The sequence below is a fragment of the Kerstersia gyiorum genome (genome assembly GCF_048595715.1).
GTDB classification, from domain to species: Bacteria; Pseudomonadota; Gammaproteobacteria; order Burkholderiales; family Burkholderiaceae_B; genus Kerstersia; species Kerstersia gyiorum.
The window spans coordinates 2,313,942-2,340,879 of record NZ_CP169556.1; the positions used below are offsets into that span (position 1 = coordinate 2,313,942).

Genomic DNA, 26,938 nt, shown 5'->3' on the forward strand with positions numbered 1-26,938 from the left:
TTTGTTTTCTGTATGGGGATTTTTTGACATTGCCCCCCGTCGCGGCGTACATCGCAACATGTTGTCGCGCCATCCCTGTCTATCGCATCGACGGAACGACTGGACATCGCACGAATTCCAGCGTTTCAAGATCCAGGATGGTGAATTCCCGTCCGAATACCGCGCCGGTGTCGATGTGATAGACGTTGCCCAGTACCAGCGGTTCAGTGAGCGGGGTATGCCCTGCAACGACTGCGCGTACCCCCGCGACACCTGATATGTTGTTCGCGCCTATGCGTTCACGGGACCACATGGCCATGCTGCTGACATTGCGCGCCTTGGCAGTCCCGTGCTCGCCCAGTAGCGCGGCGGTGAAGGCTTGCCAGCTGCTGCGCGGCACGTCGGCATGTACCAGCCCGACCAATCCAGCCGATGTTTCGATTTCGATGGCGAAAGGCAGCGCCGCCATGGCCTGCGCGATACGTTCCTGGGCTGCGCGCGGCTGGTCTATGTTCCAGGCGCCGCCATTTTCGCGGTAGTTGGCTTCCTGCATGCACCCATTGGGCCAGCGCAATGCCATGTTGTCATGGTTTCCCATGACGGAATGGAACCAGGGTCGGGCCAGCCACTCCAGCACGGCTGCATTCTCAGGGCCGCGGTCAACCAGGTCGCCGACCGCGAAGAGCCGGTCGCGCGTGCAGTCGAATCCAATGCTTAGCAGCACCGCTTGCAGTTTCGAGTAACAGCCATGGATGTCGCCCACGGCAAAGTCCCGGCCGCCCCGGTTGATGGTGAAGTGTTGCAGTTTCATTGCCATAAACGTGTTGCGGCATCCCCACTCACTTGCCGCCACGGCAAGGCAGCCGTCGGGCATGACCATCAAGCCGCTGTCCCGACAATCACCGGACGCATCCTGGGCACAGACCAGCCACGCCGGTGGATGCCGTGTTCTGTCGGCCCTTAGACCAGATAGAACAACAAGACGGCCGCAACGATGATGGCTACGGCCAGGCTGGCGATATTGATCCAGGCGCCAGCTTTTTCACCTGTTTTCGCGGCCTCGAGCGAGGCCTGGGCCATCTGATTTTCCAGTTCGGTATCGTAGGCGGACATGAATTCCTGTTCTCGCCCGGGGAAATTCCTGGCGGCGACTTGAGCCTCGATGCGCAGTTCATCTGAGCGTCGCGTCGGAGAAACGGCCGCAGCCTGGATTTCCACCTGGGCCTCCGCTGCATGCAGCCGGGCCAGTTCCATTGCGCTGTTTTTGACTTCGGACATCGCTCACCTCCGCATGTAGGATGATTCCATCATACCCGAGAAGTTTTTCATCGCTTGAGCGCCAGGCTCTCTGCCTCCCAAAGCCCCCAAAAACTGCCCTCACTTCCACCCAAGGGCCCCGCCGGGTGCGACGACGTCAACGCAGCGCGCCCGGCGGCAGGAGTTCCAGCCCCGTTCTGCGTACGAATTCCTCGTAGCTGATGGGCGGCCCTGCCTTGGTGTCAGGACGATTCGCATGCCAGTGCACCCAGGCACGGCCGCTGCTGGCGTCGTAGACGACTTTGTAGATATGGCTGGGAACGGCAACATGGCCCGCGCCTATGGTTGCCACGCCGTTCTCATACACCGGACCAGTGAAGATGTAGACATCGCCTTTGGCGCGCTGCACATATTTGCGGGTGTCCTGTTCGATGCGATTCCAGGCGCCGCCATTATGGATCTGGTTCTGCGGCACCATATTGGCCAGCGAAAAGCTTTGCGCCATGGCTTCTGCCGTGTGCATGTCACCCGCCGGCGCCATGTGGCCGCGCGAATAGCCCGACCCACGGTAATCCGCCAGGGTGGCGCGTTCGGCCTCCGGCAGGCGCGCTTCCGCATAGAACCTGTCGGTCCGCCCGATACTTCGGCCTTGCGCCAGCATTTGGCGATTGAGACGCTGTGCAACGAACACCGGCGTTTTCTGCCGGCCACCATGCAGGATGGCGAATGCGCTGAAGCACAGTTCGCGCAAAGCCGGCTGCGCAGGTACAACCGGCGGCCGGCGTTCCGGGAAGAACTGCGGACAGCCAGCAAAGTTTGTCTGTACCTGGGCCTGCCCTGTCACATGGCCAGGCTCGTCTTGCTGCCACACCATCCTGGACAGAATGGGTTCCAGCGACAGCTTGTCGCGCAGTTCGGGATGCAGAGCACAGCTGGCGGCCAGGAACGATGCCAGCGCGGAGGCCCCCAACGCCCGGAAGAAGCGCCCCGCCTGCCCTCCTGACGCCCTGGCTCGGCTGCGGCTACTGCTGGTGCTTGATGCAACGTTTTTCTTGCGGGGTACAGTTTTCTTCTTGGGGCTCATGCGACGGGTATCTGTTTGCTGCCGGGTACCACACCATGTCGGTAAGTACCCATTGGCATTGTAGCCGTTCACATCAGTAACCATTTGACCCGGCCTGCAGGCTGCCGCACCGCCCGGCGCGTTACGCTTTTCCAGCGCACGCCCGCACGGCTGGCGGCTTCAAGGGCCGAATGCCATAATCCCGGCTGCCGCTTTGTGCGGCTTCTTTTTATTCCCTCGGATCAGAGACCATGAAACGAACTGTCCCCATGCTGCTGGCCCTGGCTGCCGTCAGCATTTTGTCCGGCTGCGGAGAGTCTTCCAAGATTTCGCAGAACAATACCTGCATCTACTCCACGGACGAAGAGGCCAAAGCCTGCAAGCCCGGCGAACTGGCCTATTTCCGTCCCCAAAGCTGGGGCAACCAACAGTTGCCGCTGCAAGTCGCCGCCCTGTATTGCGACTTCGATCACCAGATCATGCATACCGACGCCGGCGTGCTCTGTGTCTTTACCGACAAGCGCCTGCATCTGCTGGACGCGGAATAAAAAACAGGCCTGGCCGCAGCGCTTGCATGTGCGCTGCGGCCAGGCCTGTTTATCATCGGGCCGAACGGCTCGATCAGTCGTTATGCACGCCTTTCTGCATCCACGCAGCCAGCTGGTGCGGACGCAGGCTGTCGTAGTCTTCGAAAGGCTGGTGAATCCAGGGGTTGGTCGGCAGACGATCCACGTAGTAATCCGGCGTGGCCTGCGCCCTGCCTTTCCACCACAGCACGGCCGTGCGCAGCTCCGTGATGGCAGGGAATTGCTTGCGCAAATGCTCGTGCACACGGTTGAAGGTCAGGCCGGTATCGACCATGTCATCGACCAGCAGTACCTTGCCATCCAGCGAGCCGCGCGTGATGGTGATGAATTGGGCAATATCCAGCTCACCTTGCTGGGTGCCGGCCGCTTCCCGATAGCTGCTGGTGGCCAGAATACCCAGGGGTACGTCGTAGATGCGCGAGATGACATCCCCCACACGCACGCCGCCACGAGCCAGGCACAGAATCTTGTCGAATACCCAGCCGGACTCATACACCTTGAGGCACAGGCGTTCGATCAGACGGTTGTATTCTTCCCAGCTTACCCACAGGTCGCTATCAGTGTTTTCAGGAAGGGCCATACTCATTACTCCATGCGAGTTCCAGACGGCCATCCAGGCCCCCGGCAACGTCAAAAAATGCCAGGCTGGTCCCAGGAAGGAAGGTCCGCTGAACGGACAGGCTGCCTTCCTGGCACAAATGGCCCGGCGATAAAAAAACCGCAGCCAAATGGCTGCGGCAGAAATCATAACGCCAAGCGGCGTCTGCTGTCTTTCCGGATCGGCTGATGCCAGGCGCAATCAGCCGAAAAACCGGACATCAATCCTTGAAAGGATGCTTCATCAGGATGGTTTCGTTGCGATCGGGACCGGTAGAGACCATGGCGATGGGCACGCCGCAGACTTCCGCCATGCGTTCCAGGTAGCGGCGGGCATTGGCCGGCAGTGCGTCGAAGGACTGTACGCCCACCGTGGATTCCGTCCAGCCCGGCAGCGTTTCGAACACCGGCTCGGTACGCGCCACGGCTGCAGCGCCGCTGGGCAACACGTCGACGAACTTGCCGTCCAGGTTGTAGCCCACGCCGATCTTGATCTCTTCGAGACCATCGAGCACATCCAGCTTGGTGATGCACAGGCCGCTGATCCCATTCAGACGCACCGAGCGCTTCAGCGCCGCGCCATCGAACCAGCCGCAACGGCGCGGACGGCCCGTCACTGCGCCGAATTCCTTGCCGACCTTGGCCAGGTGCGAACCGATATCGTCATGCAGTTCCGTGGGGAACGGGCCCGAGCCGACGCGCGTTGCATAGGCCTTGGTGATGCCCAACACATAGGACAGCGCCTGGGGGCCAACACCGGCACCCGCCGAGGCAGCACCCGCCACGCAGTTGCTGCTGGTCACAAAGGGGTAGGTACCGTGGTCCACGTCCAGCAGCGCGCCTTGTGCACCTTCGAACAGCAGGTTCTGGCCGGCTTCGCGGGCCTCGAACAGCAGCGTGGAAACATCGGCCACCATGGGCTTGATGATCGGGGCGAAGGCCAGCGCCTCGTCCAGCACTTTCTTGAAATCGACCGCTTCGCCGCCCAGGTACTGGGTCAGCACGAAGTTGTGGTACTCCAGGACTTCTTCCAGCTTGGCGGCGAATTGGGCTTCGTCGTACAGATCCTGCACGCGCAGGGCGCGGCGGCCGACCTTGTCTTCGTAGGCCGGGCCGATGCCACGGCCGGTCGTGCCGATCTTGCCTTCGCCCTTGCGGGCTTCGCGAGCCTGGTCAACCGCAATGTGGTACGGCAGGATCAGCGTGCAGGCTTCGGAAATCTTCAGGCGCGAACGCACGTCCAGGCCGGCGGCTTCCAGTTCGGCAACTTCGGTCATCAGCGCCTGCGGCGACAGGACGACGCCGTTGCCGATATAGCAGGTCACGCCGGGATGCATGATGCCCGAGGGAATCAGGCGCAGCACCGTCTTCTTGCCGTTGATCCAGAGCGTGTGGCCGGCATTGTGGCCTCCCTGGAAACGCACCACGCCCTGGGCCGATTCTGCCAGCCAGTCGACGATCTTGCCCTTGCCTTCATCACCCCACTGGGTGCCGATAACTACTACGTTCTTAGCCATGTCTGTATTCGAGAAAAGAGTAGATTCAAATCCGGAAAAAGCCCTGGAACGGCGCCTCAGCAGCGCCCGCCCTGGCAGCATGCCCGTTCAGGCACGCTCCAGCGAGCGCAGCTTCCAGGCCCCTTCATGTTCGTAAAGTTCTCTGTCGCAGAAAAACTCGTCCTGTTCGTGCTCGTGGCCGGGCAGCATCTGCACCACGACTTCGCCCCGGCTGCGCAGTTCGTGCACCACTTTTTCCAGCACCGGATCGGTGCTCCAGGGCGCACGGATCGCCGGGGACGCCTGGGCCGGCTGCAGGCCCGCCGCCAGCTTGCGCAGGTCCAGACTGAACCCTGTCGCGGGCCGGGCCCGCAAACCGGATTCGCCCACCTTGTCGTAGCGGCCGCCACGGACGATTTCATCGTGCCAGCCCTGCGCATAGATGGCGAACGTGACGCCGGAGTGATAACCATAGCCCCCGACTTCCGCCAGGTCGATGCTGATGCAGGGAACATCCAGGGCCTGCGCCGTCGTCTGCAGCTGGTCCAGCGCCGCCGTGACACCCGGCAAGGCGGGCAGGCACTGGCGTGCCTGGTCCAGCACTTCCAGGCCGCCATAGAGGTTGGGCAGGCGCTCCAGTGCCGTCCAGGTGGCCGCAGCCACGCCAGGCACAACTGCCGCCAGCTCACGCAGGCCGGGGATGTCCTTGTCGCGCAACAGGGTGAAAACCGCTTCCGCATGCGGAGCGATGGCCGCATCGGCATCCAGGATGGACTGCGCCAACCCAGGGTGATAGAGATCCAGGCGGGCATCCACGACCCCGGCCACGCGCACGCTGGCAAACGCCAGGCGAACGATTTCGAGGTCGGCCTCGACGCCGGCATGCCCGTACAGCTCGGCGCCGATCTGCAACAGTTCGCGCCGCGCCAACAGGCCGGCGGGACGGGTATGCAACACCGAGCCGCAATAGCACAGACGCGTGACCGCATCGCGATTCAGCAGGTGTGCGTCTATGCGCGTCACCTGGCGCGTCATGTCGGCCCGGATGCCAAGCGTGCGGCCAGACAGCTGGTCCACCAGCTTGAAAGTACGCAGGCTCAGGTCCCGCCCGGTACCCGACAACAGTGAATCTATGTATTCGACCAGTGGCGGCGCCACCAGCTCATAGCCATAAACCCGGTAGAGATCCAGCAGCTTGCGGCGCAACTCTTCGATGCGTCGTGCTTCTGCCGGCAATGTGTCGGCAATCCCTTCCGGAAGCAACCAATCGCCCATCATGATATTTCAGCAATTCCCAAAACTGGATACGCTTGCGCAAAGTGCGCGGGCAAACAAAAAGCGGCTTGGGGCGTAAGCCCGGCAAGCCGCCTAGGAGTAACGCAGGGTCTGTGCCAGACAAACTTCCTGCAATTAGCTTACGGGTTATTGTATACCCTTTGCAGATTTACACAAACCACCGCCCGGCGCCCTGCCCCGGCACATGAAAACGCGCCGTTCACCCAATTGTTGAACGGCGCGTTCCGCAGGTTTGCCGGTGCCCGCAGGCAAAACCTACTCGATTTCCCGGCCCTTGGTTTCAGGCAGCAGCAAAGCCGTCACCAACACGACGGCATAGGCCGTACCTGCGAATATCCCGATCGCCATGCCCAACCCCGTCACGCCGGAGAGGTAGCCCACCAGGCTGGGGAACAAGGCCCCTACGCCACGGCCGAAGTTGTAGGCAAAGCCCTGCCCGGTGGCCCGCACATCCGAGGGGAACAGCTCAGTCAGGTAGGCGCCCATGCCACTGAAAATCCCCGACGCCGCAAATCCCAGCGGGAAGCCCAGGTACAGCATCTGCTCGTTGCTCAGCTGGAACTGCGTGTAGGCATAGACGCTGATGCACGAGATCACGGCAAAAATCAGCAGGTTGGCCCTGCGCCCCAGGCGGTCCGTGAGGTAGGCCCCAACGATATAGCCGATGAACGACCCCAGGATGATGACCATCAGGTAGCCGCCGGTACCAACCACGGACAACTGCCGTTCGCTCTTGAGGAAGGTCGGCAACCAGGTGGTCACGGCGTAATAGCCGCCCTGAACGCCGGTGCATAGAATGGCGCTCAGCACCGTGGTCTTGAGCAGCGCCGGGGAAAATATCTTCCACGGCGAACTGCGCTCACCACGGCTGGCCTGTTCTTTCTTGGTGCGCTCGAAGATTTCAGGCTCGGGCACGTGACGGCGGATGTACAGCACCAGCAGCGCCGGAATCACGCCGATCCAGAACAGCGAACGCCAGGCCCAGTCTTCAGGCAGCACGCTGAAAGCCACCGTATATAGAAGCGCCGCCAAGCCCCAGCCGACCGCCCAGCCGCTCTGCACCGTGCCCACGGCGCGGCCACGGTATTGGGTGCGGACGATTTCGCCCATCAGCACGGAACCCACTGCCCATTCCCCGCCGAAGCCCAGGCCCTGCAATGCCCGCAGTACGAACACCTGCTCGAAATTCTGTGCAAAGCCGATCAATACCGTGCACAGCGAGAACCACAGGATAGTCGCCTGCAGCACGCGCACCCTGCCGTAGCGGTCCGCCAGGATACCAGCCAGCCAGCCGCCCACCGCCGAGAACAGCAGCGTGACCGTGCCCAGCATCCCGGCCTGGGTGCGGTCGATATTGAACAAGGTGATCAAGGTCGTGATGACGAAAGTGAACACCATGAAATCCAGCGCATCCAGCGCCCAGCCGCCAAACGCGGCAATAAAGGTTTTCCGTTCCTTGGGGGAAAGTTCCGAATACCAACTCATGATTCTGTCTCCTGTTTATGGATATCTGTTTGCCACCATGCTGCCTGCCGCCTTCAGGCGGGCGTGGCAGGAAAACCGTAGAGCCGCGCCGGGTTGTCGACCAGGATGCGGCGGCGCGTCGTTGCGTCCGGCGCCCATTGCGGCAACAGGTTCAGCAGCTTGCCGGTATCGGGCATCTGCTCGCGCGCCACGTGCGGCCAGTCGCTGCCCCACACCATGCGGTCCGGCGCCAGTTCGATGAGCGACTGCGCCAGGGGCTGCACATCGCGGAACGCCTCGAAATCGTCGCTGATGCGATACGCGCCAGAGAGCTTGATCCAGAAGCCATGGTCCGCCACCAGGCTGCGCATGGCCTGGTAGCCCGGCGCATCCAGCCCCATCGAAACCGGCGCATGCCCCATGTGGTCGATCACCCCTGGCACGGGCAGGCGTGTCATGCGCGGCATCAATTCCGGCAAATCGCGCACATCCATCAGGAATTGCATGTGCCAGCCCAACGGCGCAATGCGCGCCGCCAGCCGCTCCATGGCCTCAAAGCCGATGCCGCCGCCGAACAGGACATTGATGCGCAAGCCGCGCACGCCGGCTTCGTGCATGGCCAGCAGTTCGCGATCGCTGATATCTGCGTCGACCACGGCAATGCCGCGCAAGCGCTGCGGGTTGCGCCGCAGCACTTCCAGCATGTAGCGGTTGTCGGTGCCATAGACACTGATCTGGATCAGAACGCCATGGCTCATGTGGTTGTTGTCGAGCATCGCCAGATATTTCTGCTCAGGCGCCGGCGGCGGCGTATAGCTGCGATTGGCCACCATCGGATAGGCGTCGCTGTCGGCCACGACGTGGGCGTGCGTATCGACGGCGCCCGGAGGAACATCGAAAGCAGGCGCTTCGAATTGCGCCAGCGGCGCGCGGCACAGGGCTGCGGTTTCGGTTTGAGGATGGCTAGACATGGAGTGTCCTCGCTGTGGGTAAGATCAGGAAATAGTGCGCGGCACCAGGCACGCGGGAGTCAGTTCATCGCAGCGGTTGATGCCCAGCATCCCCATGTTGCGGTCGATTTCCTCGCGCAACAGCCTGATGCCATGGGCAACGCCCGCTTCGCCGGCAATGGCGGCGGCGTAATTGAAAGGGCGTCCGACAAAGACCATGCGTGCCCCCATCGCCAGCGCAACCATCACGTCCGAACCGCGCCGAAAACCACTGTCAACCAGAACGGGCAGGTCCGGCACAGCAGCCACGACCGCCTGCAGGGAGCGCAACGGCGAGATGGCACCGTCGAGCTGGCGGCCCCCGTGGTTGGAGACGATGACGGCATCCGCACCATGCTCGCGGGCCAGCTGCGCGTCGGCCGGATGCAAGATGCCCTTGATCACCAGGTTACCGTGCCATTGACGGCGGATTTCAGCGAAATGGCGCCAGTTGAGATGGTCCCGGGCAGTGAAATCCCGCAGCACCGTGGCCGACAGGATGGGCGCGCCGCGCGTCGCGAAAGAGTTCTCAAAATGCGGCATGCCGTGACGCGCCAGCGTACGCAGAAAGGTGCCGAACAGCCAGGAAGGCCGCGTCAGGCCATCCCAGGCCAGCCGCAAGCTGGGCTTGAGCGGCGTGGAGAAACCGGCGCGGATATTATTTTCGCGATTGGCATTGACGGGGATATCCACTGTCACGACCAGCGTATCGCATCCGGTACGCGCCACACGGTCCAGCAAGGCGGCAATGCGTTCGGAATCCCCGGGCAGATAGGCCTGGAACCAGGTCCCCGGCACATCTTCCATGACAGTTTCCAGCGGAATGACGGAAGTGCCGCTCAGGACTGCAGGAATATTCGCAGCACGCGCAGCGCGGGCCAGCACGACATCGCCACGGTAGGCGGTCAGCGCGGCCAGGCCCATGGGGGCAATACCGAAGGGGCTGTCATAGGTGCGGCCGAACAGTTCGACTTTCTGGCTGCGCCCGGACACATCCGTCAGAATGCGTGGCAGCAGGCCGTATTCCAGCAAGGCATGCTGGTTGTCTCGTCCGGCGCGGCCATCCTCCACGGTACCGGCGACATACTCGAACAGCGGCCTGGGTAAGTGCCGCCGGGCCTGGCGCTCGAAATCCTGCAAGTTCAGCACGCCGCGCAGTCTGCGGGGCTCGCTTGCCTTTGATTTTGCGTTCGGTTGAAAAACAGACATGGGTGCTGCGCCTTGAATACAACGATGAGGCGCATTCTAGAAATGGCACTTTCTTTGGTAAATTGAAATAAACACCCGGCTTAGATTGAATAAAATCGAACCAAAATCTGGCAATGAATGCCTGGTGTGGCGGTTTTACTGGCCGCGCAGCCGATCCGATTACCGAATGCCTCGGCGAAAAGCCGCAGGCACTCGCATCAAACCTGGTATTTACCCCTATGCCTGCCTGCCCCCGCCAACCGTTGCCACCAGCCTTCTTTCATCCTGGCTCCGGTTTCACCCCGGCCGGCAGCCCGCTTTCCAGTACACCCACTTATCCTCCCCACGCACGCCCATGATGCCCCCCACCCTCAAGCAGATAGAAGCGTTCTATCGCGCCGCGACCTGCTCCAACTTCGCCACGGCGGCGCAACGCTTGCATCTATCGCTGTCGTCGCTGTCCAAGCGCATCAGCGAGCTGGAAGCCGCGCTGGGCGTACAGTTATTCGACAGGCGCGGCAACCGCGCCACGCTGACGCATGACGGCCAGCGCCTGTTGCCCGTGGCGCTGGCGGCGCTTGATGCCGCACAGGCCCTGCAACAGGCGGCCGGCAACCAGGGCGCCAGCCTGAACGGCACCTTCGAACTGGGCGCAGGAGAACTGTCGGCGCTGAGCTGGCTGCCGGACTTCGCGGCACAGGTGCGGGCATTGCATCCCGCCTTGCAGCTCGCGCTGGACGTGGATATGGGCGCTCCACTGGAACAGCGGCTGGCCGCCGGCAAACTGGACCTGGCCGTGATTGCAGGGCGTTCTTCACGCAGCGATATCCTGTCCCAACCCATCGGACGTGCGGATTTCGAATGGGTGGCGGCGCCGGCGCTACTGGCCGGCCGCAAAGCCAGGCAGCGCGACCCGGCCGCCTTGCTGCAGGAACTGCCGCTCATCACCTTGCCCGCTGGCGCCGGCACGACGCGTATTCTCGACGATTGGCTGATGAGCCAGCAGATCCATCATGTCACGCGGCTGTCCTGCAATAACTGGACGGCCGTGGCCGGCATGCTGCGGCGCGGCCTGGGTGTCGGTTTCCTGCCCTGCGGCTGGGCCTTGCACGCCAACGATCGGCAACCGCTTGCGCGCCTGGAGCACCGGCAACCGCTGGCTCCCTTGCTGTATTCGGTCCAGTGGCGCCGCAGTGACGAACGTCCGTTGATCCTGGCGATGCGCGAACTGCTGGCGGGTTGCGTTGATTTTTCCGCCCCCAGGGAAAACCTGTAGCAGCCAGGCCGCAAGCAGTGCCGCCCGTCTGGCCCGGCTCTGCCACAGGTTCGCCTATTTTTCGTACTTGTAGAAGCCCTCACCGCTGGCAACGCCCAACTTGCCCTGGTCGAGATAGTTTTCCTTCAACCAGTTCGCCAGCCTGCGTTCACGTTCCCCGCCCTGCGACAGGATGTTGTACGGCGTATTCAGGCCGATGATGTCATAGATCTGGAATGGCCCCATGGGCGCGCCGGTGGCGATGCGCCATACCTTGTCCACATCATGCGGGTCGGCATAGCCGCCTTCCGCCAGTTCCGCGGCGGCATTGAGCAAGGGCACCAGCAACGAATTGAGTACGTACCCAGCCTTCTCCTTGCGCACGGGAATGGGCACCATGCCAATATCCGCGGCAAACTGCACCAGGGCATCGAACACGGCGGGATCGGTATCGGACGTGCCCATGATTTCCGCCGTATTGAACTTCCATATCTGGTTGGCGAAGTGCAGTGCCAGGAAACGATCCGGACGGCCAGTGGCATCTTTGATGGCGCTGGGCAGCAAGGTAGACGAATTGGTGGCGAAGATAGTCCTGGCCGGCGCCAGGCCCGCCAGCCTGGCGTAGGTTTCCTGTTTGATGGCAAGCACTTCCGGAATGGCTTCGATGACCAGGTCGGCATCGGCCACGGCCGCAGCCAGGTCGGTGCTCAGGTGCAGTCTTGCCGCCGCCGCATCAGTCTTGCCATCTGCCGCGCCCGGCACCTCGCGCACGTAGGTTTCCGCCAATTCGGCAAAACGCTGGCTGGCCTGCTCTGCCGATTGATCATTGACAGCATATGCCGTTACGTCAAAACCGCTGTAGGCGCTTTGAAACGCAATCTGGGAACCCAGCACGCCCGTGCCGACCACTGTGACCTTCCTGATGGTGCTCATTGCTATCCTTTGACTGGAACGCCGGCAACGTCCGGGGAGTCGTGCTGCCGCTAGTAAATAATGACCTAATATAAAGATGAAAACGAGCTTCCCGCACATCTTGTAACGAACAACTGTTACAAGACGGCAGTCGATACAGGCAATCTCACACCTGTATCCCCCACAGTCTCCCCGTTTTTCCCGTCTCGACCTTCCTATCTTTATTGCCCGGCGTTTGCCCACGCCCCACATATGGCGATATAAAGGCGACTACGTGAAATATCCGCCCTGCGCCCGCTGGCGGCTACAAACCGTTTTTTGTGGCCGCATCAGGCGTCAGACAATGAATGAAACGTATTCTTATAGGAAGAAAGCCGTGCACCGCGCTACACATCTGCCCGCCGCTGGCAAGTTCCCGTTTACCCACCGCGTCGCCCGCGCCTGCCTCACGCCTGTCCTGGCCGCCATCCTGAGCTGCGCCGCAGTCTCCGCGCAGGCCGAACCGGTCGAGGTCTCCCACGTACAAGGCAACACCACGCTGCCGGCCAAACCGGAAAAGGTCATCGTGCTGGACTTCGCCACACTCGACACCCTGGATGCCCTGGGCGTGCCGGTGGCCGGCGTCCCCAGCGCTGCCGTGCTGCCTGAACGCCTGCAAAAATACAGCGCGGACGATGTGCTGAAAGCCGGCACCGCTTTCGAGCCGAACTATGAGGCCATCAATGCCGCCAAGCCCGACCTGGTACTGGTGGCCGGCCGTTCCGCCCCCAAGTACGACATGCTCAAGCGCATTGCACCGACAGTGGACCTGACGCCTGACGCCGCCGACCTGCTGGGCAGCCTCGAGCACAACACCAAGCTGCTGGCCGGCCTGTTCGACAAGGAAGATGTGGCTGACGCCAAGCTGGCCACGCTGCACGAATCCATAGATGCGCTGAAGGCCAAGGCGGCCCAGGCCGGCCCCGGCCTGATCGTGCTGACCACCGGCGGCAAGATGAGCGCTTACGGCCCGGGTTCGCGTTTCGGCGTGCTGCACGATGCCTTCGGCATTGTGCCGGCAGACCCCAACCTCAAGGTTTCGCTGCACGGACAGGCCATTTCCTTCGAGTACATCCTGAAGACCAACCCCGAATGGCTGTTCGTGATCGACCGCGATGCCGCCATCGGCCGCGAAGGCACGTCGGCCCAGCGCCTGCTGGACAATGAACTGGTCCGCAAGACCGCCGCCTGGCAAAAGGGCCATGTGGTGTATCTCGATGCCGCCAACTGGTATCTGCTGGGCAGCGGCGGCCTGGCCGCCATGCAGCAAAACGTCGATCAGCTGAGTGCCGCCTTCGATGAAAAGCAGTAATCCGGCCGTCGCCGCTCCGCGAGTGGCGCGCCGGCGTGTTCCGCCTGCAGGCTGGCTGTTGCCCGCCTGCGGCGGGATCGCCGTTTTATTCATGATCAGTCTGTTCATCGGCGCCAGCGACCTCAGCTGGCGCGATCTGTGGCAGGATGATGCCGGCGATGCCTGGTCCCTGCTCACGGTCAGCCGCCTGCCACGCACCATCGCCCTGCTGCTGGCTGGCATCGCACTAGCCGTCGCCGGCCTGCTCATGCAGGTCATGGTGCAGAACCGCTATGTCGAGCCCTCCACCACCGGCACTGTCGAATCGGCCATGCTGGGCATCCTGTTCGTTGCCCTGGTCATGCCCGACATTTCCGTTGTGGGACGCATGCTGGTCGCCGGCAGTTTCGCCATGGGCGGCACCATGTTGTTCCTGATGATCCTGCGGCGCACACCATTGCGCTCCCCCTTCCTGGTCCCGCTGGTCGGTATCGTGTTGGGCGGCATCGTCAGCGCCGTGACGAATTTCTTCGCCTATCGCTACGATATGCTGCAATCCCTCAATGCCTGGACCACCGGCGATTTTTCCGGTGTCCTGCGCGGGCGCTACGAATTGTTGTGGATCGGCTTCGCGCTGGCCTGTGCGGCCTATCTCGCCGCCGACCGTTTCACGGTCATGGGCATGGGCCAGCGCTTCAGCACCAATCTCGGCCTGAACCACCGCGCCCTGACGCTGGCAGGCCTGGTCATCGTATCTGCGGTATCGACCGTCGTGGTCATCACGGCTGGCAACATCCCGTTCCTGGGGCTGGTGGTGCCCAATGTCATCAGCCTGATCATGGGCGACAATATGCACCGCTCCCTGCCATGGATCGCCCTCATGGGGGGCGGCCTGGCCCTGCTGTGCGATATTGTCGGCCGCCTGATCAATCCGCCTTATGAAATACCCATCGGCGTCACCATGGGCATACTCGGGTGCATCCTGTTCCTCTACCTGATTCTACGCAACAGGAACGGAGCCGCATGATGCATCGTGGTGAATCATCCCCTGCCCTGGCGACCGTCGACACATTGCCACTGAATCCTGCCGCACGACGCGCCTGGCGCCTGCTGCCGCTGCTGGTCCTGGCGCTACTGGCCATCCTCGCCTTCATGACGACCGGCACCCGTGGCGACTGGGGTTTCATTCTGGCGTTCCGCGGAATCAAGCTGGCGACCATGGTGCTGGTGGCCTGTGCCATTGCAATTTCTACGGTGCTGTTCCAGACCATCACGCATAACCGCATCCTCACGCCCGCGCTGATCGGTTTCGATGCCCTCTATACCCTGATACAGGCCGCGGCCGCCTTCGGCCTGGGCACCGAACTTACGTCGATTTCGCAAGCCAGCGGCGTTCAGTTCCTGGTGCAGGTCGCCATCATGACCGGGCTGGCCTGCCTGCTGTTCCGCTGGCTTTTCACCGATACGGCACAAAGCCTGCATCGCCTGATACTGGTCGGCATCACTTTCGGCCTGCTGTTTCGCAGCCTGGCCAATCTGCTGATGCGCCTGATCGACCCGAATGAGTTTGTCATTGTGCAGGACAAACTGTTCGCGTCCTTCAATTCCGTGGAACCCAAGCTGCTCGGACTGAGCACCGTACTACTGGTGGCCGCAGCGCTCTGGGCGCTACGCCTACTGCCGCGCTACGATGTCCTGGCGCTGGGGCGCGATATCGCCATCAACCTGGGCGTGCCCTATCAGCGCACCGTCATGCAGACGCTGGTGGTCATTGCCGTGCTGGTTGCCGTTTCCACGGCGCTGGTCGGCCCCATCACCTTTCTCGGCCTGCTGGTCAGCAACCTCGCCTACCACGTCATGGATTGCGACCGGCACCGGCTAACCCTGCCTGCCGCCATCCTGATCGGCATCATCTTGCTGGTGGGTGGCCAGACCGTGCTGGAACATGTCCTGCATCTGGAAACTGCGATCAGCGTGGTCATCGAGTTCACCGGCGGGCTGCTGTTCCTGCTCATGGTTACGCGCAAGGCAATGAAATGATAGAAGTCTCCGAACTCAGCAAACACTATGGCGGCAGCGTCGTGGTCGATGGCGTTTCGCTGCGCATTCCCACGGGAGGCGTCACCGCCATCATCGGCCCCAACGGGGCGGGCAAATCCACCCTGCTCTCCATGATCAGCCGACTGCTGCCCATGGATGCCGGCGCAGTCCTCATCGACGGGCTGGACGTCAGCCGCGCCAGCAGCAAAGTGCTGGCCAGGCGGCTCGCCATCCTGCGCCAGGACAACCACCTGCCGCTGCGCCTGACCGTCCGCGACCTGGTGGCGTTCGGCCGTTTCCCGCACAAAGGCGTGAGCACGGCCGAGGAAGACGAACGGCAGATCAGCATGGCGCTGCGTTACATGGATATGGAAACGCTGGCGCATCGTTTTCTCGACGAGTTGTCCGGCGGCCAGCGCCAGCGCGCCTTCGTCGCCATGGTGTTATGCCAGGACACCGACTACGTGCTGCTGGACGAACCGCTCAACGGACTGGACATGCAACACGCGGTAGCCATGATGCGCACCTTGCGACATGCGGCCGACACCCTGGGCAAGACCGTGGTGCTGGTGCTGCATGACATCAATTTCGCTTCCTGTTATGCCGACGCCATCATCGCAATGCGCCGGGGCCGGCTGGCCCATCATGGCTCGCCGGCGGAACTGGTCAGAAGCGATCTGCTCAGCGAACTCTATGAAACGCCCATCAGCGTGCATGACATCGGCGGCCAGCGTATCTGCGTCTATTACACCGGCCAGCCCCGACTCTAAGGCCAGCCCGCCCAGGCGCAGGAATCGTAACAACCAGGCTCGCATGGCATGAGGTCATGCAGACGACTGCAGGCCTGGCGGTAGGATTTCGGCCAGGCCTGCATTTTCCGCGGCTCAGTCCTTCACGAACGAAACCGGGAAGCTGTACTCGTACAGCGGCAAGTCCGCCAGCGCCTCGCGCCCATGGGCTTGCGGGTCGGCAACGACCTGCCAGCTGCCGCCAATGCGGGCGGTCTGGCGCTGGCCACGCTCGTAGCGCTCCCAGCCCTGCACGCCGGCACGATCCGAATTCGGGTTGCCGGTGCGGGCGAACTGCCCCCAGATTGCCCCCAGGCGATTGCGCACCTCGATCTGATCGGAGCTATCCTGCACCAGCGCCCGGGCGGCATCCAGCGTACCGAACACGAAGGGCACTTCCGACGTATGGGCCGCACCGAGCACGCCTGCGCGCGCCGGAGACTTCCAGTCGAACTCGTAGGCGTAGACGGCAGCGCCGTTCAGATCCGCCTGACGATCCGCAAACGCCAGTGTTGGCAGCTTGTAGTTGTAGTCGCCGGCAATGGCGATCAATTGATGGGCAGGCGTGCTGCCCGGATAGCGTGCCGCGTAGCTTTGGAGGATTTCCCTGGTCTGCGCATCCGTCAGTTGCAGGAATTTCTGTACCCGGGCCTCCAGCTGCGCCTGGCTGATGGAAAAATTGGCCGGATTGCCTGCCAGGAAAAACGTCGCTTCATCCTGGGCATAGCCCACCAGCACCGGCACGTCAGCCGCCAGCGCCACCGCGCGCGGGTCATAGGGTTCCTCACGGAACACCACGCCGTCGAGCGTCGGGCGGAATTCACTGACGCCGCCGGTCTTGGCCAGCAGCTTGCCATAGGCGGCGAGGATCTGTTCCACCGGCAACTGCTGGATGCGCGCAGCATTGCCTGCATTGAGCCCCAGTTCCTGCAACAGGCCATGCGTGGCGCGCTCAGCCTTTTCCTGGCTGCCCAGGCGCCACAGACCCGAACCGCTTTGTACGATGGCCTTGTGGAACAGGCCCTTGGCCGCCGGCAGCCCCAGCAGCGCCGTGACCTTGGCCGCTCCGCCGGATTGCCCGAAGATCGTAACGTTGTCGGCGTCACCGCCGAAGCCCGCGATGTTGTCCTTCACCCACTGCAGGGCCTCGACCTGGTCCAGCACACCGACGTTGGCCGATTCCGCTGCGAACCCGGGCGCATTTTCACCCACATAGAGCGACCCGAACACATTGAGGCGATGATTGACGGAGACGACGACCACGTCCTGGCTCTGCGCCAGGAAACTGCCATCGAAACCGGCGGAAGTCCCTGCTCCAGCAGAAAACGCTCCGCCATGCAGCCAGAACAGCACCGGCCGCTTCTTGCCGTCATTGATGGCAGGGGTGTAGACCGCCAGCGACAGGCAATCCTCATCGGCGGCCACGCCAGACCAGTACCAGGCGAATTCCGCAACGGAAGCACCCTTGAGCTGTGGCGCACTCGCGCCATGCTTGGTGGCATCGCGCACGCCTGCCCACGGCTGCTTGCGCACGGGCGGCTGGAACCGGTTGGCTCCTGCCGTTGTTTCGCCATAGGGGACGCCACGGAAGGCATAGCCCTGGCTGGTGCGCACGCCACGCAGACGCCCGGCCGCCGTTTCCACGACCGGTTCGCCCGCCGCGACCGGACTGGCGCAGGCCAGCAGGCCACCCGGCAAACTGACGACCACACCGGCTTTCAAGCCTGATACCAGAAATTCTCGTTTATTCATCATCCATCCTTCGTTCATACGCTGCACCACCAGCCAGACCGGCTGCCCGCCACTGTCGGACAATGCTGCTGCCAGCACAGGGGTAGACCGATTAGTCTAAATAACCCGAAGGCATGTTCAAACGAACTTTTATGCATTAACTAACATCTGATAACAGGGGTAGCCCGACGGCTGGCATGGCTAGGACGGCATGTGCAGCACCCCGATAACGAGGGCCTGCATGCCCCGGTCGAATTCCGCTTCGATTTCCGCAGCCTCAGTTTCATCATCCAGCAGCGGCACATCATCGTCCGCGCTAACGGCATACACGGTATCTGCCAGCGCAATGCAATGAAAGGCAATCGTGGACAACAGCCAGCGTGCCCGCTCGCGCGTCAAGCCGTAGCGGCCAGCGAACCATTCATGGTGCGCATAGATTTTGTCCAGCATGGTGGGCGTGGTAGCGCTGCGCCGTATCAGATAGGGCGCCAATCCCTGGTGCCGGCGCACCAGTTCGCGCAAAGACGCACTGAAGCGATGCAGGTATGCCTCGAGCGGCTCGTGTAGCGGCCCAACCGTTTCCGGCATCTGCCAGCGGCAGAAAATCTCCTCGGCGACCAGACGCTTGAGCGCCTCCAGGTTCTGCACATGCTTGTAGAGGGCCATGTGACTCACCCCGAGCAAAGCCGCCACGCCCACGAATGTCATCCTGGGCAAGCCCATGGCCATCCCCGCCTCGGCAATGCGCTGGCGAGTGATGCTGGGCGGCCGGCCACGCCGGGGGGCTGGTTTAACCGTTTCCATGTATTTCGCTTTTCCGGGTCATCTTCATCTGATCAACGAAATTAGTTTATCATCATGAAACTAATTGATTGAAAACCATTCTCGACCTGGGCCTGATTTTCGGAATAACGGTTCCGCCACGGCGCCCCTTCCCTGAAACCGGACGCCCCTGCCGATGACAGAACACACCATGACTCAAACTGTTCCCCGGAACCGATGGCTGGATCCCGTCCTGCTCCCCGCCTTGAAACCCGCATTCCCGGCCCTGGCTGCCGGTATCGGCACCGCTGCGGCATCTGGCCTCGCGACACTCGGCGCGCTCTGGTGCCTGGTCTGCATGCTGCGCGAGCCGACGCTGTCCTGGGCGGGTGCGGCTTGCTTTTTGTGGGTCAGCGGCGCCCTGCTGGCGTCGCTGTCTGCGTGGCTATCGCATGACGCAGAAGGACGTTTCGAGGCCAGGCTCAGGCGGCAGGTCGCCGGGCACCTCCTGCGCCTGCCAGCCAGCACGTTAAGCCGCCACGGCGGCGACAAGCTGCGCCGTCTGGTGTCGGACGACATCAGCGCCCTGCACCACATGGTTGCGCACCTGCCTTCGGAAATCGCCACCTTTGTCATCGTGCCGATTGCCTCCGTGCTGCTGCTGTCCGGCCTGGCCGGTCCGCTTGCCTTGCTGGCGCTGATCCCTGGCGCACTGGCTGCCGGTTTCTACCTGGTGGTGATTCCGAAAATGGCAGCCCGGCAAGGCGCTGAACAAGCGGATGTCATGGGCAATATCATGAGTGCCGCCGACGACTATGCGCGCGGCATCCGAGTGAGCCGCATCTATGGCGCCCAGGCCGGCGCGGCGGCCGCCTACCAGTCGGCGACACGGCGCTTCATCGACGGCATGCTGGAACGCGTCGGCCGGGTCGCGACGGCTGCCGCCATCGCCGTCGCACTGCTGCAGGCTGTTTCCACCTTCGCCATTGCCTATGCGGTCGGCCATGAACTGCCAGCCTATCGGCTGGCTGCCGCCCTGCTGTTCAGCCTGGCCATCGTGACCCCAGCGCTAAAGCTCGGTCACGGCCTGGATTATCTATCAGCAGGACGTGCCGCTGCACAGCGCCTGGCAGCACTGCTGCAAGAAACCCCGCTGGCCAGCGGCACCTGCCTGGCGCCCGAACCCACGGGCCAGGGCCTGCCGCTGACGGTTTCGGACCTGCAACTGCAGCAGGGGGAACGCCATTTGGTCCAAGGGCTGACGCACATTTTCATGCCAGGCACCCTGACAGCCATCACCGGCCCCAGCGGAAGCGGCAAGACCACGCTGCTGCGCGTGCTTGCAGGACTGGAAACGCCCCAAGGCGGCGAAATACGGCTGGGCCATACGCGTGTGGCCGACTTGGCGGAAGACGTGCGCTCCCAGCACCTGCTGCTGATTCCGCAAGGTGGCAGCGTACTGCCCGCCGCCGTTCAATCAACGCTTGCCCTGACCGCTCCCGGCGCCAGCGAAGCAGACTATCTGGCCGCCCTGGGCCGGGCGCAGATCGACATCGAACCAGGCGCCGACGCCAGCCTACTCTCCGGTGGCGAAAAGCAGCGCGTCGGCCTGGCCCGCGCCTTCCTGTCCTCCGCCAGCCTCATTCTGCTCGATGAACCGACCAGCGCATTGGACTCGCAGACGGCTGCGCGCCTGATGCAGGAACTGCTGCGCCTGGCGCGGCAGGCAAACAAGGCCATCCTGATGGTGACTCACGATACAGAATTGGCAAATACTGCCGACGCACGGCTGGACCTTGCCGCCTTTCACCAGGGAGATGCGCGATGACCGCCGCACCGAACCCGATTCACTCCGCCCGCCGCCGCCTGATTGCCATCGGCATAGGCTGGTCCGCCGTAGCGTTGCTGGAAGCCGTCACCTATACCCTGCTTGCGCTGGCGATCCTGCATCACCAGCCACCTGGCCTGGTCCTGGCCTGCGCCGCCCTCACGCTGCTGCTCACTGTCCTGGTCACACGGACCGGATTTTTCTCCGGCGCCCGCATGGCTGGGGATCTCTATGACGCGCTGGGCCAGGCGCTGACTCGCACACGCCTGTCCTGGTTCACGCCGGCACATCGCGCCCTGGTATCCAGCATCGCCGGCCGTGGCATTACCACCCTGATGAGCGTGCCGGCCCACCAGTTGCAAACCTTTCTACTAGCTCCGCTCACCCCGCTTTTCCTGCTGGTCGGCATTGCGCTGGTTGCCGGCGCCAGCACCACGCTGCTGGTCGGCGGCCTGATGGTCGTCGCACTAACGGCGCAATATCTCTCCCAGCGCGCGCTCAGCCGAGCCGACGCACGGCGTCATGAAGCCGAACTGGCCGCAACTCAGGCCACGCTGGAACTGACCGATCACCTGGAATTACTGCGTACCGCCGCCGGTCCGAGCCGCGCACTGGCTCGCCTGGAACAGCGCTGGCAGGCGCAGGAACGCGCGCTGGCGCGTACCAATCATGCCGCTGCCCCGGCCACTTTCATTTCTGCGCTGGCAAGCGTACTGCCTTTGGCAGGCGTCGTACTGTCTCAGGGCTTGCAGGGCTTCACCGACCCGGCCGCCGCGCTGGCAATTCTCATCCTGACCGCCAGGGCTGCCGCACCCCTCGACGCCCTGGCCCTGGCCGGGCTGGGTATCAACGACCTGCGCGCTACCGTCGACGATTACCGCAAGGCCATTACCGCACCGACACTGCCCGAGCCCGGCGCCGCGCAGGCGCAGCAGCCCCAAGGCTGGCATTTCGAACTCAGTGATGTCAGTCATGCCCCGGTGCTGCACGGCATCAATGCACGCATTCCAGCAGGAGAACGGATACTCATCGCCGGTCCGACCGGCAGCGGCAAAAGCACCTTGCTGGGTTTGCTGATGCGCTTTGACGACCCCCAATCCGGCCGCATCACGCTGGGCGGCGTCCCGCTGCCGGACATGCGCTATGATGACTTCGCCACCCATATCGCCTATGTGCCGCAGGAACCGGTGGTCTTCACCGGCACCCTGGCTGAAAACGTGCGCTTGGGTCGTCCGGGCGCGTCCGATGCGGAAGTCACCGAGGCAGCCCGGCTGGCGGCGCTGGATGAAGTGCTGACACGTACGCCTGAGGGTATTCACCAGCAACTGGGCCACCAGGGTTCGGCGCTGTCGGGCGGGGAGCGCCAGCGTGTGGCCCTGGCCCGCGCCCTGCTCAAGCGCGCTCCCGTGCTCATCCTGGATGAAGCAACGGCAGCGCTGGATGAAACCACCGAGGCAAGAGTCGCCCAGGCAATCCGTGCGCTGGATGCCACCGTCATCATCGTCACCCACCGTGATCCCGGCGTCTGGCAAGCCAGCCGTACCATACGGCTAGGCCAGGACACCTGACCAGCCTCGCACACCCCTGATCTACAGTCCGCAGGCATGACTGCGAGCCGGCGGCATCATGCCTGCGGCGGCCCCAGGGTATTGAGCAGTGCGTCTATCACCAGGCGCAACCTGGCGGTCATGCGCGTGGTTTTCAGCCAAAGCAGGTGTATCGGCAGGGGGCTCGGGCTGCCTGGCGAACCGCAGCCAGATCACCCAGCCGCATATGCGGCTGGCGCGGCGCATGGCACAGACGCGAGCCAAGCTGTCCGGGCCGTCATGCTCCTGCTGGTGGCCGTGTGCGCAAGCGCCTTCGCGCTGGTCACCATCAGCCGGCGCGCCTAGTTCAGCGCCCCTGCGGGTCCGGCCTGTGGTGCACGTATTCCACCACCGTACCATCCGGATGCACGGCATTGAACGCAGCGCCGGTGGGCACGACCTGCAGCGGAAAGATAATTTCCGCGCCGGCCGCCACCAGCTTGTCATAGTATGGCCGGACATCATCCACCAGCAGGGTGCCGGTCGTCGATGTGAATGGCGCAAGCGCCTCCGGCGCCCCCTCAATCAGCAGGAAGGCCCCCACCATCGCCAGCCGCAGGCCGGCTTCCGGGAAGGGAAAACCGGCATCCGCCTTCACGTCCTGCAGGTCCTCGTAGAAGCGCACAGACGCCTCCAGTTGCCCCGGACCAACGAAAACACGGATCAAAACGCGCGGCACCGGTTGCCGGGACGTATCGTTACGCTCGCGCCAGAGCTGGTTGAAATTGCGGGCTTGGGTCATGTCTTTTCCTGGACAAAAACTCGGACAGGCACCCAGTATGCGTTCTACCGTTTTTCACCGGTGCAGCCGTAGCGCAGCGAAACAGCTATTGTCAGCCATCCTCAGGACGCGTTCCGCCCGCTCGCCAGCACGGCTGGCAGGCCTGCCAGCGCCAGCAGCAGCAAGCCCCCCACCCCCACGAAAGCAATTTCCAGGCCGACGAAATGGGCGGCATAGCCGATCAAGGCCGGCCCGAGCAATACACCCAGGTACCCCAGCATGCTGGCGGCCGCGATGGCATGGGCGGCAGGCATGACGCGCTGGCGTGCCGCCAGGGAAAACAACACCGGCACGACATTTCCGACGGCCATGCCCGCCAGCGCCACGCACGCCAGCAGAACCGGAACGGATGTCACCCAGGCCAGCGACATGATGCCCAAGCCGGTGACTGCCATGCTGACCGAAAGCATGCGTTTCTCCCCCATGGCCAGGACCAGGCGGTCGCCCACCAGGCGGCTGAGCGCCATGGCCGTGGCGAAGACGGAATAGCCCATGCCGGCCAGGGACACATCAACATGCTTCACCTGCGTCAACAGGATTGCTCCCCAGTCCAGCATGGCGCCTTCGACCAGGAAGGTAATCAATGCCAATACACCCATCACCAACACGGCGCCTCGCGGCAGCACGAACATGGGATGATGTCCTTCTGCCCGGGTGTTGAGAAAGCCCGGCAATGCCCACAGGATCGCTGCGCCGATGACGACGCTGGCCAGCGCGGCGGCGGCGCCCGGCGGCAGACCGGCGGCCAGCAGCGCCGTTATGCCACTGGCCCCAGCCAGGCCGCCGATGCTGTACATGCCATGAAAGCCGGACATCAGCGGCACGCCCGCCAGGTCCTGTACCTGCGAACCGTGGATATTGGCCGCAACGTCAATGGCGCCTATGGACGCGCCGAACAGCAGCAACGCTGCGCCCATCGCCCATGGACTGGTGCCTATCACCAGCAGCGGCAAGGCCACGAAAATCCCCAGCGCCCCTGCGACAATGACACGCCTGCTACCCAGCCGCCCCGACAGGACGCCGGCTGCGGGCATGCCAAGCACCGCGCCCAGGCGGAAATCCCGCAGCCGGCAATGAAAAAGGCCAGCCGAGTGGCGCGTTTGGCGCCGTCCAGCGGCGCAGCAGTCGTGTCAGGGGTTCTCGTATGCATGTATGCCTGTCGTGGGGAAGGTCTTTCGTTCCGCATTGCCGTCGCACCGCTGCCGCAGACGCCTACGTCGGCCGGCAAGCCGAACAGTAATGAAATCCAAGCTTAGGCCAGCCCTGCCGGCGCGTCTCCATGCATAATGACCGAATATGTTGATAATCCGCCAATCCCTTGCCAATCCCGACCAGGCCCGCACCCCGATTGCCGGCCAGGTGGAGCGCTGGCAGCCAGGCAGGCTGGCGCCCCATAGCCATTTGCGCCACCAGGTGATCTATGCGACCCGTGGCGTCGTGCATGTCGCGACGCCTGCCGGCCAATGGATCCTGCCGCCCAGCCGTGCCATCTGGATAGGCGGTGGCATCCCACACGGGCTTGAGGTCAAGCGGCCGGCCGAGACCCGTGTGCTTTACATAGATCCCGACGCCTATGACATCCCCGGCGGCAGCGCCTGCCGGGTACTGGATGTACCACCCTTGGTACGTGAACTGATACTGGCCTGCGCCGAGTATCCCGCCGACTACACAGCAGATTCCCCCCAGGGCCGCATGGCTCACGTTCTGATCGACCAGTTGCAGGCCCTGGAGCAGGCCCCGGCGGATATCCCCATGCCGACGGACCCGCGTGCCCTGCGCATCGTTGCCATCCTGCAGCAGGACCCGGCCAACCGGGAACCTTTGGCCAGCCTGTGCCGCCATGCCGGTGCGAGCGCACGCACGCTGGAACGCTTGTTCTCCCTGGAAACCCGGATGAGTTTTGGCGCCTGGCGCTACCGCCTGCGCCTGTTGACTGCGATGGAACAACTCGCCTATGGCGCCAGTGTGACGCAGGCTGCGCTTGAAGTCGGCTATGAATCGCCTTCCAGCTTCATCGCCGCCTTTCGAAGCATGTTCGGCAAAACTCCCGCCAGATACTTCGGCCACGGCTGAACGGCCAGCGGGAGCGCTGCCTGGGCCGCGCCCACTCACGCGCTCAGAGCGGGCCGAACAATTCCGGCAAAGACTCCGGCTGGGGCATGCCGTTGAGCTTGGTCAACCCGCCCTTGCCGTCCTGCGTCACGATGCCAGGCGTACCACGAAAACCCAGGCTGGCCATCAAGGCCTGATTGGCATTGAGACTCGCGCCGGCCTTTGCGGAAATCTTCGCCGCAGGCTTGATCCCGCCCCTGGAAAAATTATGTTCGTTCTCAAGCAGCGCCGCCGTGCGGTCCTTGGCTTCCAGGATGGCGGCTGCCTTGGCGGGGCTGTCAGCCCTGATGACGCCGACCAGCACATGCCGCAATTGCACCTTGCCGGCATCCACCCAAGGCCGGGCAGCCTGCCAGAAACGATTGCAATACGGACAATTGGGGTCGCTGAAGGTATAGACGATGCGCGGCGCGTCCGGCTTGCCATCCAGCACCCAATCGGCCTCGGTCAACTGCGCCCAGGCCTGTTCCGCCATCGGCTGCGCCACCAGTTGCTCCAGGATCTCCTCGTCCAGCGCCTGCCCCTTCTCGTCCAGGCGCGTGCCGATGATCGCCTTGCCATCGCTGGTCAAATAAACGGCGACAGGCACATCCCCGGCAACGCCCGCGAAGGCGCGCAGGCCGCCTCCGACTTCAAACTCCTGCACCACCTTCAGCCCCTTGGCCTGCAGCGCCGTCACCGCTTCGGGCATCTCAGCCGCATGCGCAGGTGCGGCCCCCAGGGCCAGGCTTGCCAGAAGCAGGGAAGAAAAACAAAGGCTTTGCTGAAACATACGCGCTCTTATTCCTTGAGAAAATCCAGTGAAGGCAATGGCGCACGCTTGCACCCTACCGTCCGCCTGAAACCAGCCAGGCTCAATTCTCCCATGTAAGCGCCAGCTCGCCGACCATGAACCTGCAAGCAGGTGTCAACAAGATGCGGCATGCCACCATCGCATTGCCACGCAGGTGCCACGCCTCAGCTCCCGATTCCCTGGACTTCATCCAGCAGCCGCATAGCGCTTGGCGCCCGTCACGCACACGAGTGCTCCCAGCATGGCCACTAGCATACCGGTCGTCACCGGCTCATGCAGCAGACCGGCTGCCAGCGCCAGGCCCAGGAACGGTTGCAGCAACTGCAGTTGCCCGACCGCAGCAATACCGCCCAGCGCCAACCCGCGATACCAGAACACGAAGCCCACCAGCATGCTGAAAACCGAAACGTAGGCCAGGCCCAGCCAGGCCTCCTGCCCGATACCCACCAACGACGGCGGCCAGCACCACAGCGCCAGCGGCAGCATAACCGGCACCGACAGGACCAGGGCCCAGCTGATCACCTGCCAGCCGCCCAGGCGGCGCGCCAAGCCAGCCCCTTCGGCATAGCCCAGTCCGCAGATCAGCACAGCACCCAACATCATCAGATCACCCGGGATGGAACCAGCCGAACCGTCCAGCGCGGCATAGGCACTCACGCACAAGGCCCCTGCGCCGGAAAACAGCCAGAATGCCGGTCTAGGCCGTTCACCCCCGCGCCAGACGGCAAAGAGCGCGGTGCACAATGGCAGCAAGCCCACGAACACCATGGCGCGTGCCGCACTGGCTTGCTGCAAGGCCAGGGCCGTCAGCAACGGGAACCCGGCCACTACCCCCAAGGCAGTCAGGGCCAGCGCGGGCAAATCCTTGCGCTCGGGCGGCCGCTGCCGCAGCAGCCACAGCAAGGCAGCCCCCAGCAGCGCCGCGATCAGCGCCCGGACGCCGGTCAGGAACACCGGGTCGAATCCGCGCACGGCCAAACGCGTGGCGGGCAGAGAACCCGCGAAAATCGCCACGCCTATCATGCCCTGCACCCACCCTTTGCTGTTTTTCGACATCATCCTCTCCATCAAGCTTGATGGCAGTAGATCACCCGTTCCTGCTGC

General features: G+C 63.3%; 25 protein-coding genes. 9 read left to right on the plus strand and 16 right to left on the minus strand.

The window, feature by feature from the left end; genetic code table 11:
• Positions 1 to 79: 79 nt before the first annotated feature.
• The 3 genes from ACEW7X_RS10225 to ACEW7X_RS10235 all read right to left on the minus strand — a co-directional run bounded on the left by ACEW7X_RS10225 (position 80) and on the right by ACEW7X_RS10235 (position 2,320).
• Positions 80 to 790: a metallophosphoesterase gene (locus tag ACEW7X_RS10225; protein WP_257740524.1), complete on the minus strand. Its 711-nt coding sequence runs from the start codon at positions 788 to 790 to the stop codon at positions 80 to 82.
• 149 nt (positions 791 to 939) lie between these two features.
• The gene (locus tag ACEW7X_RS10230; protein WP_257740523.1) at positions 940 to 1,257 is read right to left on the minus strand and encodes a hypothetical protein; all 318 of its coding nucleotides are present in this window, start codon (positions 1,255 to 1,257) and stop codon (positions 940 to 942) included.
• A 136-nt stretch (positions 1,258 to 1,393) separates the two neighbouring features.
• A complete protein-coding gene (locus ACEW7X_RS10235) occupies positions 1,394 to 2,320 on the minus strand; it encodes a DNA/RNA non-specific endonuclease (RefSeq protein WP_130487399.1) in 927 nt (308 codons plus the stop codon).
• A 230-nt stretch (positions 2,321 to 2,550) separates the two neighbouring features.
• Between ACEW7X_RS10235 and ACEW7X_RS10240 the strand changes: the two genes are divergently transcribed.
• A complete protein-coding gene (locus tag ACEW7X_RS10240) occupies positions 2,551 to 2,847 on the plus strand; it encodes a hypothetical protein (protein ID WP_068370683.1) in 297 nt (98 codons plus the stop codon).
• A 73-nt stretch (positions 2,848 to 2,920) separates the two neighbouring features.
• Here ACEW7X_RS10240 and ACEW7X_RS10245 read toward each other — a convergent pair whose 3' ends face one another.
• From ACEW7X_RS10245 to ACEW7X_RS10270, 6 genes are all read right to left on the minus strand, one after another.
• Complete coding sequence (locus ACEW7X_RS10245) at positions 2,921 to 3,466, minus strand: phosphoribosyltransferase (protein WP_068371034.1); 546 nt, start codon at positions 3,464 to 3,466, stop codon at positions 2,921 to 2,923.
• Positions 3,467 to 3,704: 238 nt separating this feature from the next.
• Positions 3,705 to 5,000, minus strand: a complete 1,296-nt coding sequence (locus tag ACEW7X_RS10250) for an adenylosuccinate synthase (protein WP_068370681.1) — start codon at positions 4,998 to 5,000, stop codon at positions 3,705 to 3,707.
• 87 nt (positions 5,001 to 5,087) lie between these two features.
• Positions 5,088 to 6,254, minus strand: coding sequence for an ATP phosphoribosyltransferase regulatory subunit (locus ACEW7X_RS10255; protein WP_068370677.1), 1,167 nt, complete (start codon positions 6,252 to 6,254; stop codon positions 5,088 to 5,090).
• 276 nt (positions 6,255 to 6,530) lie between these two features.
• Complete coding sequence (locus ACEW7X_RS10260) at positions 6,531 to 7,760, minus strand: MFS transporter (RefSeq protein ID WP_253595489.1); 1,230 nt, start codon at positions 7,758 to 7,760, stop codon at positions 6,531 to 6,533.
• 53 nt (positions 7,761 to 7,813) lie between these two features.
• Entirely contained in the window at positions 7,814 to 8,710 is an 897-nt protein-coding gene (locus tag ACEW7X_RS10265; protein WP_420177172.1) for an amidohydrolase family protein, read from the minus strand.
• A gap of 24 nt (positions 8,711 to 8,734) precedes the next feature.
• Complete coding sequence (locus ACEW7X_RS10270) at positions 8,735 to 9,937, minus strand: alpha-hydroxy-acid oxidizing protein (RefSeq protein WP_415358537.1); 1,203 nt, start codon at positions 9,935 to 9,937, stop codon at positions 8,735 to 8,737.
• A gap of 334 nt (positions 9,938 to 10,271) precedes the next feature.
• Between ACEW7X_RS10270 and ACEW7X_RS10275 the strand changes: the two genes are divergently transcribed.
• Complete coding sequence (locus ACEW7X_RS10275; RefSeq protein WP_068370662.1) at positions 10,272 to 11,192, plus strand: LysR family transcriptional regulator; 921 nt, start codon at positions 10,272 to 10,274, stop codon at positions 11,190 to 11,192.
• Between the two features lie 54 nt (positions 11,193 to 11,246).
• On the opposite strand, the gene ACEW7X_RS10280 is transcribed toward ACEW7X_RS10275, so the two are convergent.
• Entirely contained in the window at positions 11,247 to 12,104 is an 858-nt protein-coding gene (locus tag ACEW7X_RS10280; RefSeq protein ID WP_253101721.1) for a 3-hydroxyacyl-CoA dehydrogenase, read from the minus strand.
• A gap of 436 nt (positions 12,105 to 12,540) precedes the next feature.
• On the opposite strand from ACEW7X_RS10280, the gene ACEW7X_RS10285 reads away from it, so the two are divergent.
• The 4 genes from ACEW7X_RS10285 (at position 12,541) to ACEW7X_RS10300 (ending at position 16,223) form a co-directional block, all read left to right on the plus strand.
• Positions 12,541 to 13,434, plus strand: coding sequence for a siderophore ABC transporter substrate-binding protein (locus ACEW7X_RS10285; protein WP_238591375.1), 894 nt, complete (start codon positions 12,541 to 12,543; stop codon positions 13,432 to 13,434).
• A gap of 91 nt (positions 13,435 to 13,525) precedes the next feature.
• On the plus strand, positions 13,526 to 14,440 hold the full coding sequence (locus ACEW7X_RS10290) for an ABC transporter permease (protein ID WP_127774570.1): 915 nt from the start codon (positions 13,526 to 13,528) through the stop codon (positions 14,438 to 14,440).
• Positions 14,440 to 15,453, plus strand: coding sequence for an iron chelate uptake ABC transporter family permease subunit (locus ACEW7X_RS10295; protein WP_127775619.1), 1,014 nt, complete (start codon positions 14,440 to 14,442; stop codon positions 15,451 to 15,453). The genes ACEW7X_RS10290 and ACEW7X_RS10295 overlap by 1 nt, the downstream gene beginning before the upstream one ends.
• On the plus strand, positions 15,450 to 16,223 hold the full coding sequence (locus ACEW7X_RS10300) for an ABC transporter ATP-binding protein (RefSeq protein ID WP_068370657.1): 774 nt from the start codon (positions 15,450 to 15,452) through the stop codon (positions 16,221 to 16,223). The genes ACEW7X_RS10295 and ACEW7X_RS10300 overlap by 4 nt, the downstream gene beginning before the upstream one ends.
• 114 nt (positions 16,224 to 16,337) lie before the next feature.
• On the opposite strand, the gene ACEW7X_RS10305 is transcribed toward ACEW7X_RS10300, so the two are convergent.
• Positions 16,338 to 17,996 (minus strand): carboxylesterase/lipase family protein, encoded by a 1,659-nt coding sequence (locus tag ACEW7X_RS10305; RefSeq protein ID WP_240733227.1) that lies wholly within the window; start codon positions 17,994 to 17,996, stop codon positions 16,338 to 16,340.
• A gap of 177 nt (positions 17,997 to 18,173) precedes the next feature.
• On the minus strand, positions 18,174 to 18,776 hold the full coding sequence (locus ACEW7X_RS10310) for a TetR/AcrR family transcriptional regulator (RefSeq protein ID WP_134838588.1): 603 nt from the start codon (positions 18,774 to 18,776) through the stop codon (positions 18,174 to 18,176).
• Between the two features lie 169 nt (positions 18,777 to 18,945).
• On the opposite strand from ACEW7X_RS10310, the gene ACEW7X_RS10315 reads away from it, so the two are divergent.
• Both ACEW7X_RS10315 and ACEW7X_RS10320 read left to right on the plus strand, forming a co-directional pair.
• A complete protein-coding gene (locus ACEW7X_RS10315; RefSeq protein WP_130487393.1) occupies positions 18,946 to 20,562 on the plus strand; it encodes an ATP-binding cassette domain-containing protein in 1,617 nt (538 codons plus the stop codon).
• Entirely contained in the window at positions 20,559 to 22,130 is a 1,572-nt protein-coding gene (locus tag ACEW7X_RS10320) for an ABC transporter ATP-binding protein (RefSeq protein ID WP_134838589.1), read from the plus strand. Before ACEW7X_RS10315 ends, ACEW7X_RS10320 begins: the two co-directional genes overlap by 4 nt.
• A gap of 325 nt (positions 22,131 to 22,455) precedes the next feature.
• Here ACEW7X_RS10320 and ACEW7X_RS10325 read toward each other — a convergent pair whose 3' ends face one another.
• Together ACEW7X_RS10325 and ACEW7X_RS10330 are read right to left on the minus strand one after the other, a co-directional pair.
• Positions 22,456 to 22,890: a VOC family protein gene (locus ACEW7X_RS10325; RefSeq protein WP_068370646.1), complete on the minus strand. Its 435-nt coding sequence runs from the start codon at positions 22,888 to 22,890 to the stop codon at positions 22,456 to 22,458.
• A gap of 101 nt (positions 22,891 to 22,991) precedes the next feature.
• On the minus strand, positions 22,992 to 23,963 hold the full coding sequence (locus ACEW7X_RS10330) for an MFS transporter (protein ID WP_130487391.1): 972 nt from the start codon (positions 23,961 to 23,963) through the stop codon (positions 22,992 to 22,994).
• Positions 23,964 to 24,225: 262 nt separating this feature from the next.
• On the opposite strand from ACEW7X_RS10330, the gene ACEW7X_RS10335 reads away from it, so the two are divergent.
• The gene (locus ACEW7X_RS10335) at positions 24,226 to 25,002 is read left to right on the plus strand and encodes an AraC family transcriptional regulator (RefSeq protein WP_130487390.1); all 777 of its coding nucleotides are present in this window, start codon (positions 24,226 to 24,228) and stop codon (positions 25,000 to 25,002) included.
• A 43-nt stretch (positions 25,003 to 25,045) separates the two neighbouring features.
• Here ACEW7X_RS10335 and dsbG read toward each other — a convergent pair whose 3' ends face one another.
• Both dsbG and ACEW7X_RS10345 read right to left on the minus strand, forming a co-directional pair.
• Entirely contained in the window at positions 25,046 to 25,813 is a 768-nt protein-coding gene (gene dsbG, locus ACEW7X_RS10340) for a thiol:disulfide interchange protein DsbG (RefSeq protein WP_130487389.1), read from the minus strand.
• Between the two features lie 207 nt (positions 25,814 to 26,020).
• Positions 26,021 to 26,890 carry a DMT family transporter gene (locus tag ACEW7X_RS10345; protein ID WP_068370643.1) on the minus strand — a complete coding sequence of 290 codons (870 nt, stop codon included), beginning with the start codon at positions 26,888 to 26,890 and terminating at the stop codon, positions 26,021 to 26,023.
• Between the last annotated feature and the right edge of the window lie 48 nt (positions 26,891 to 26,938).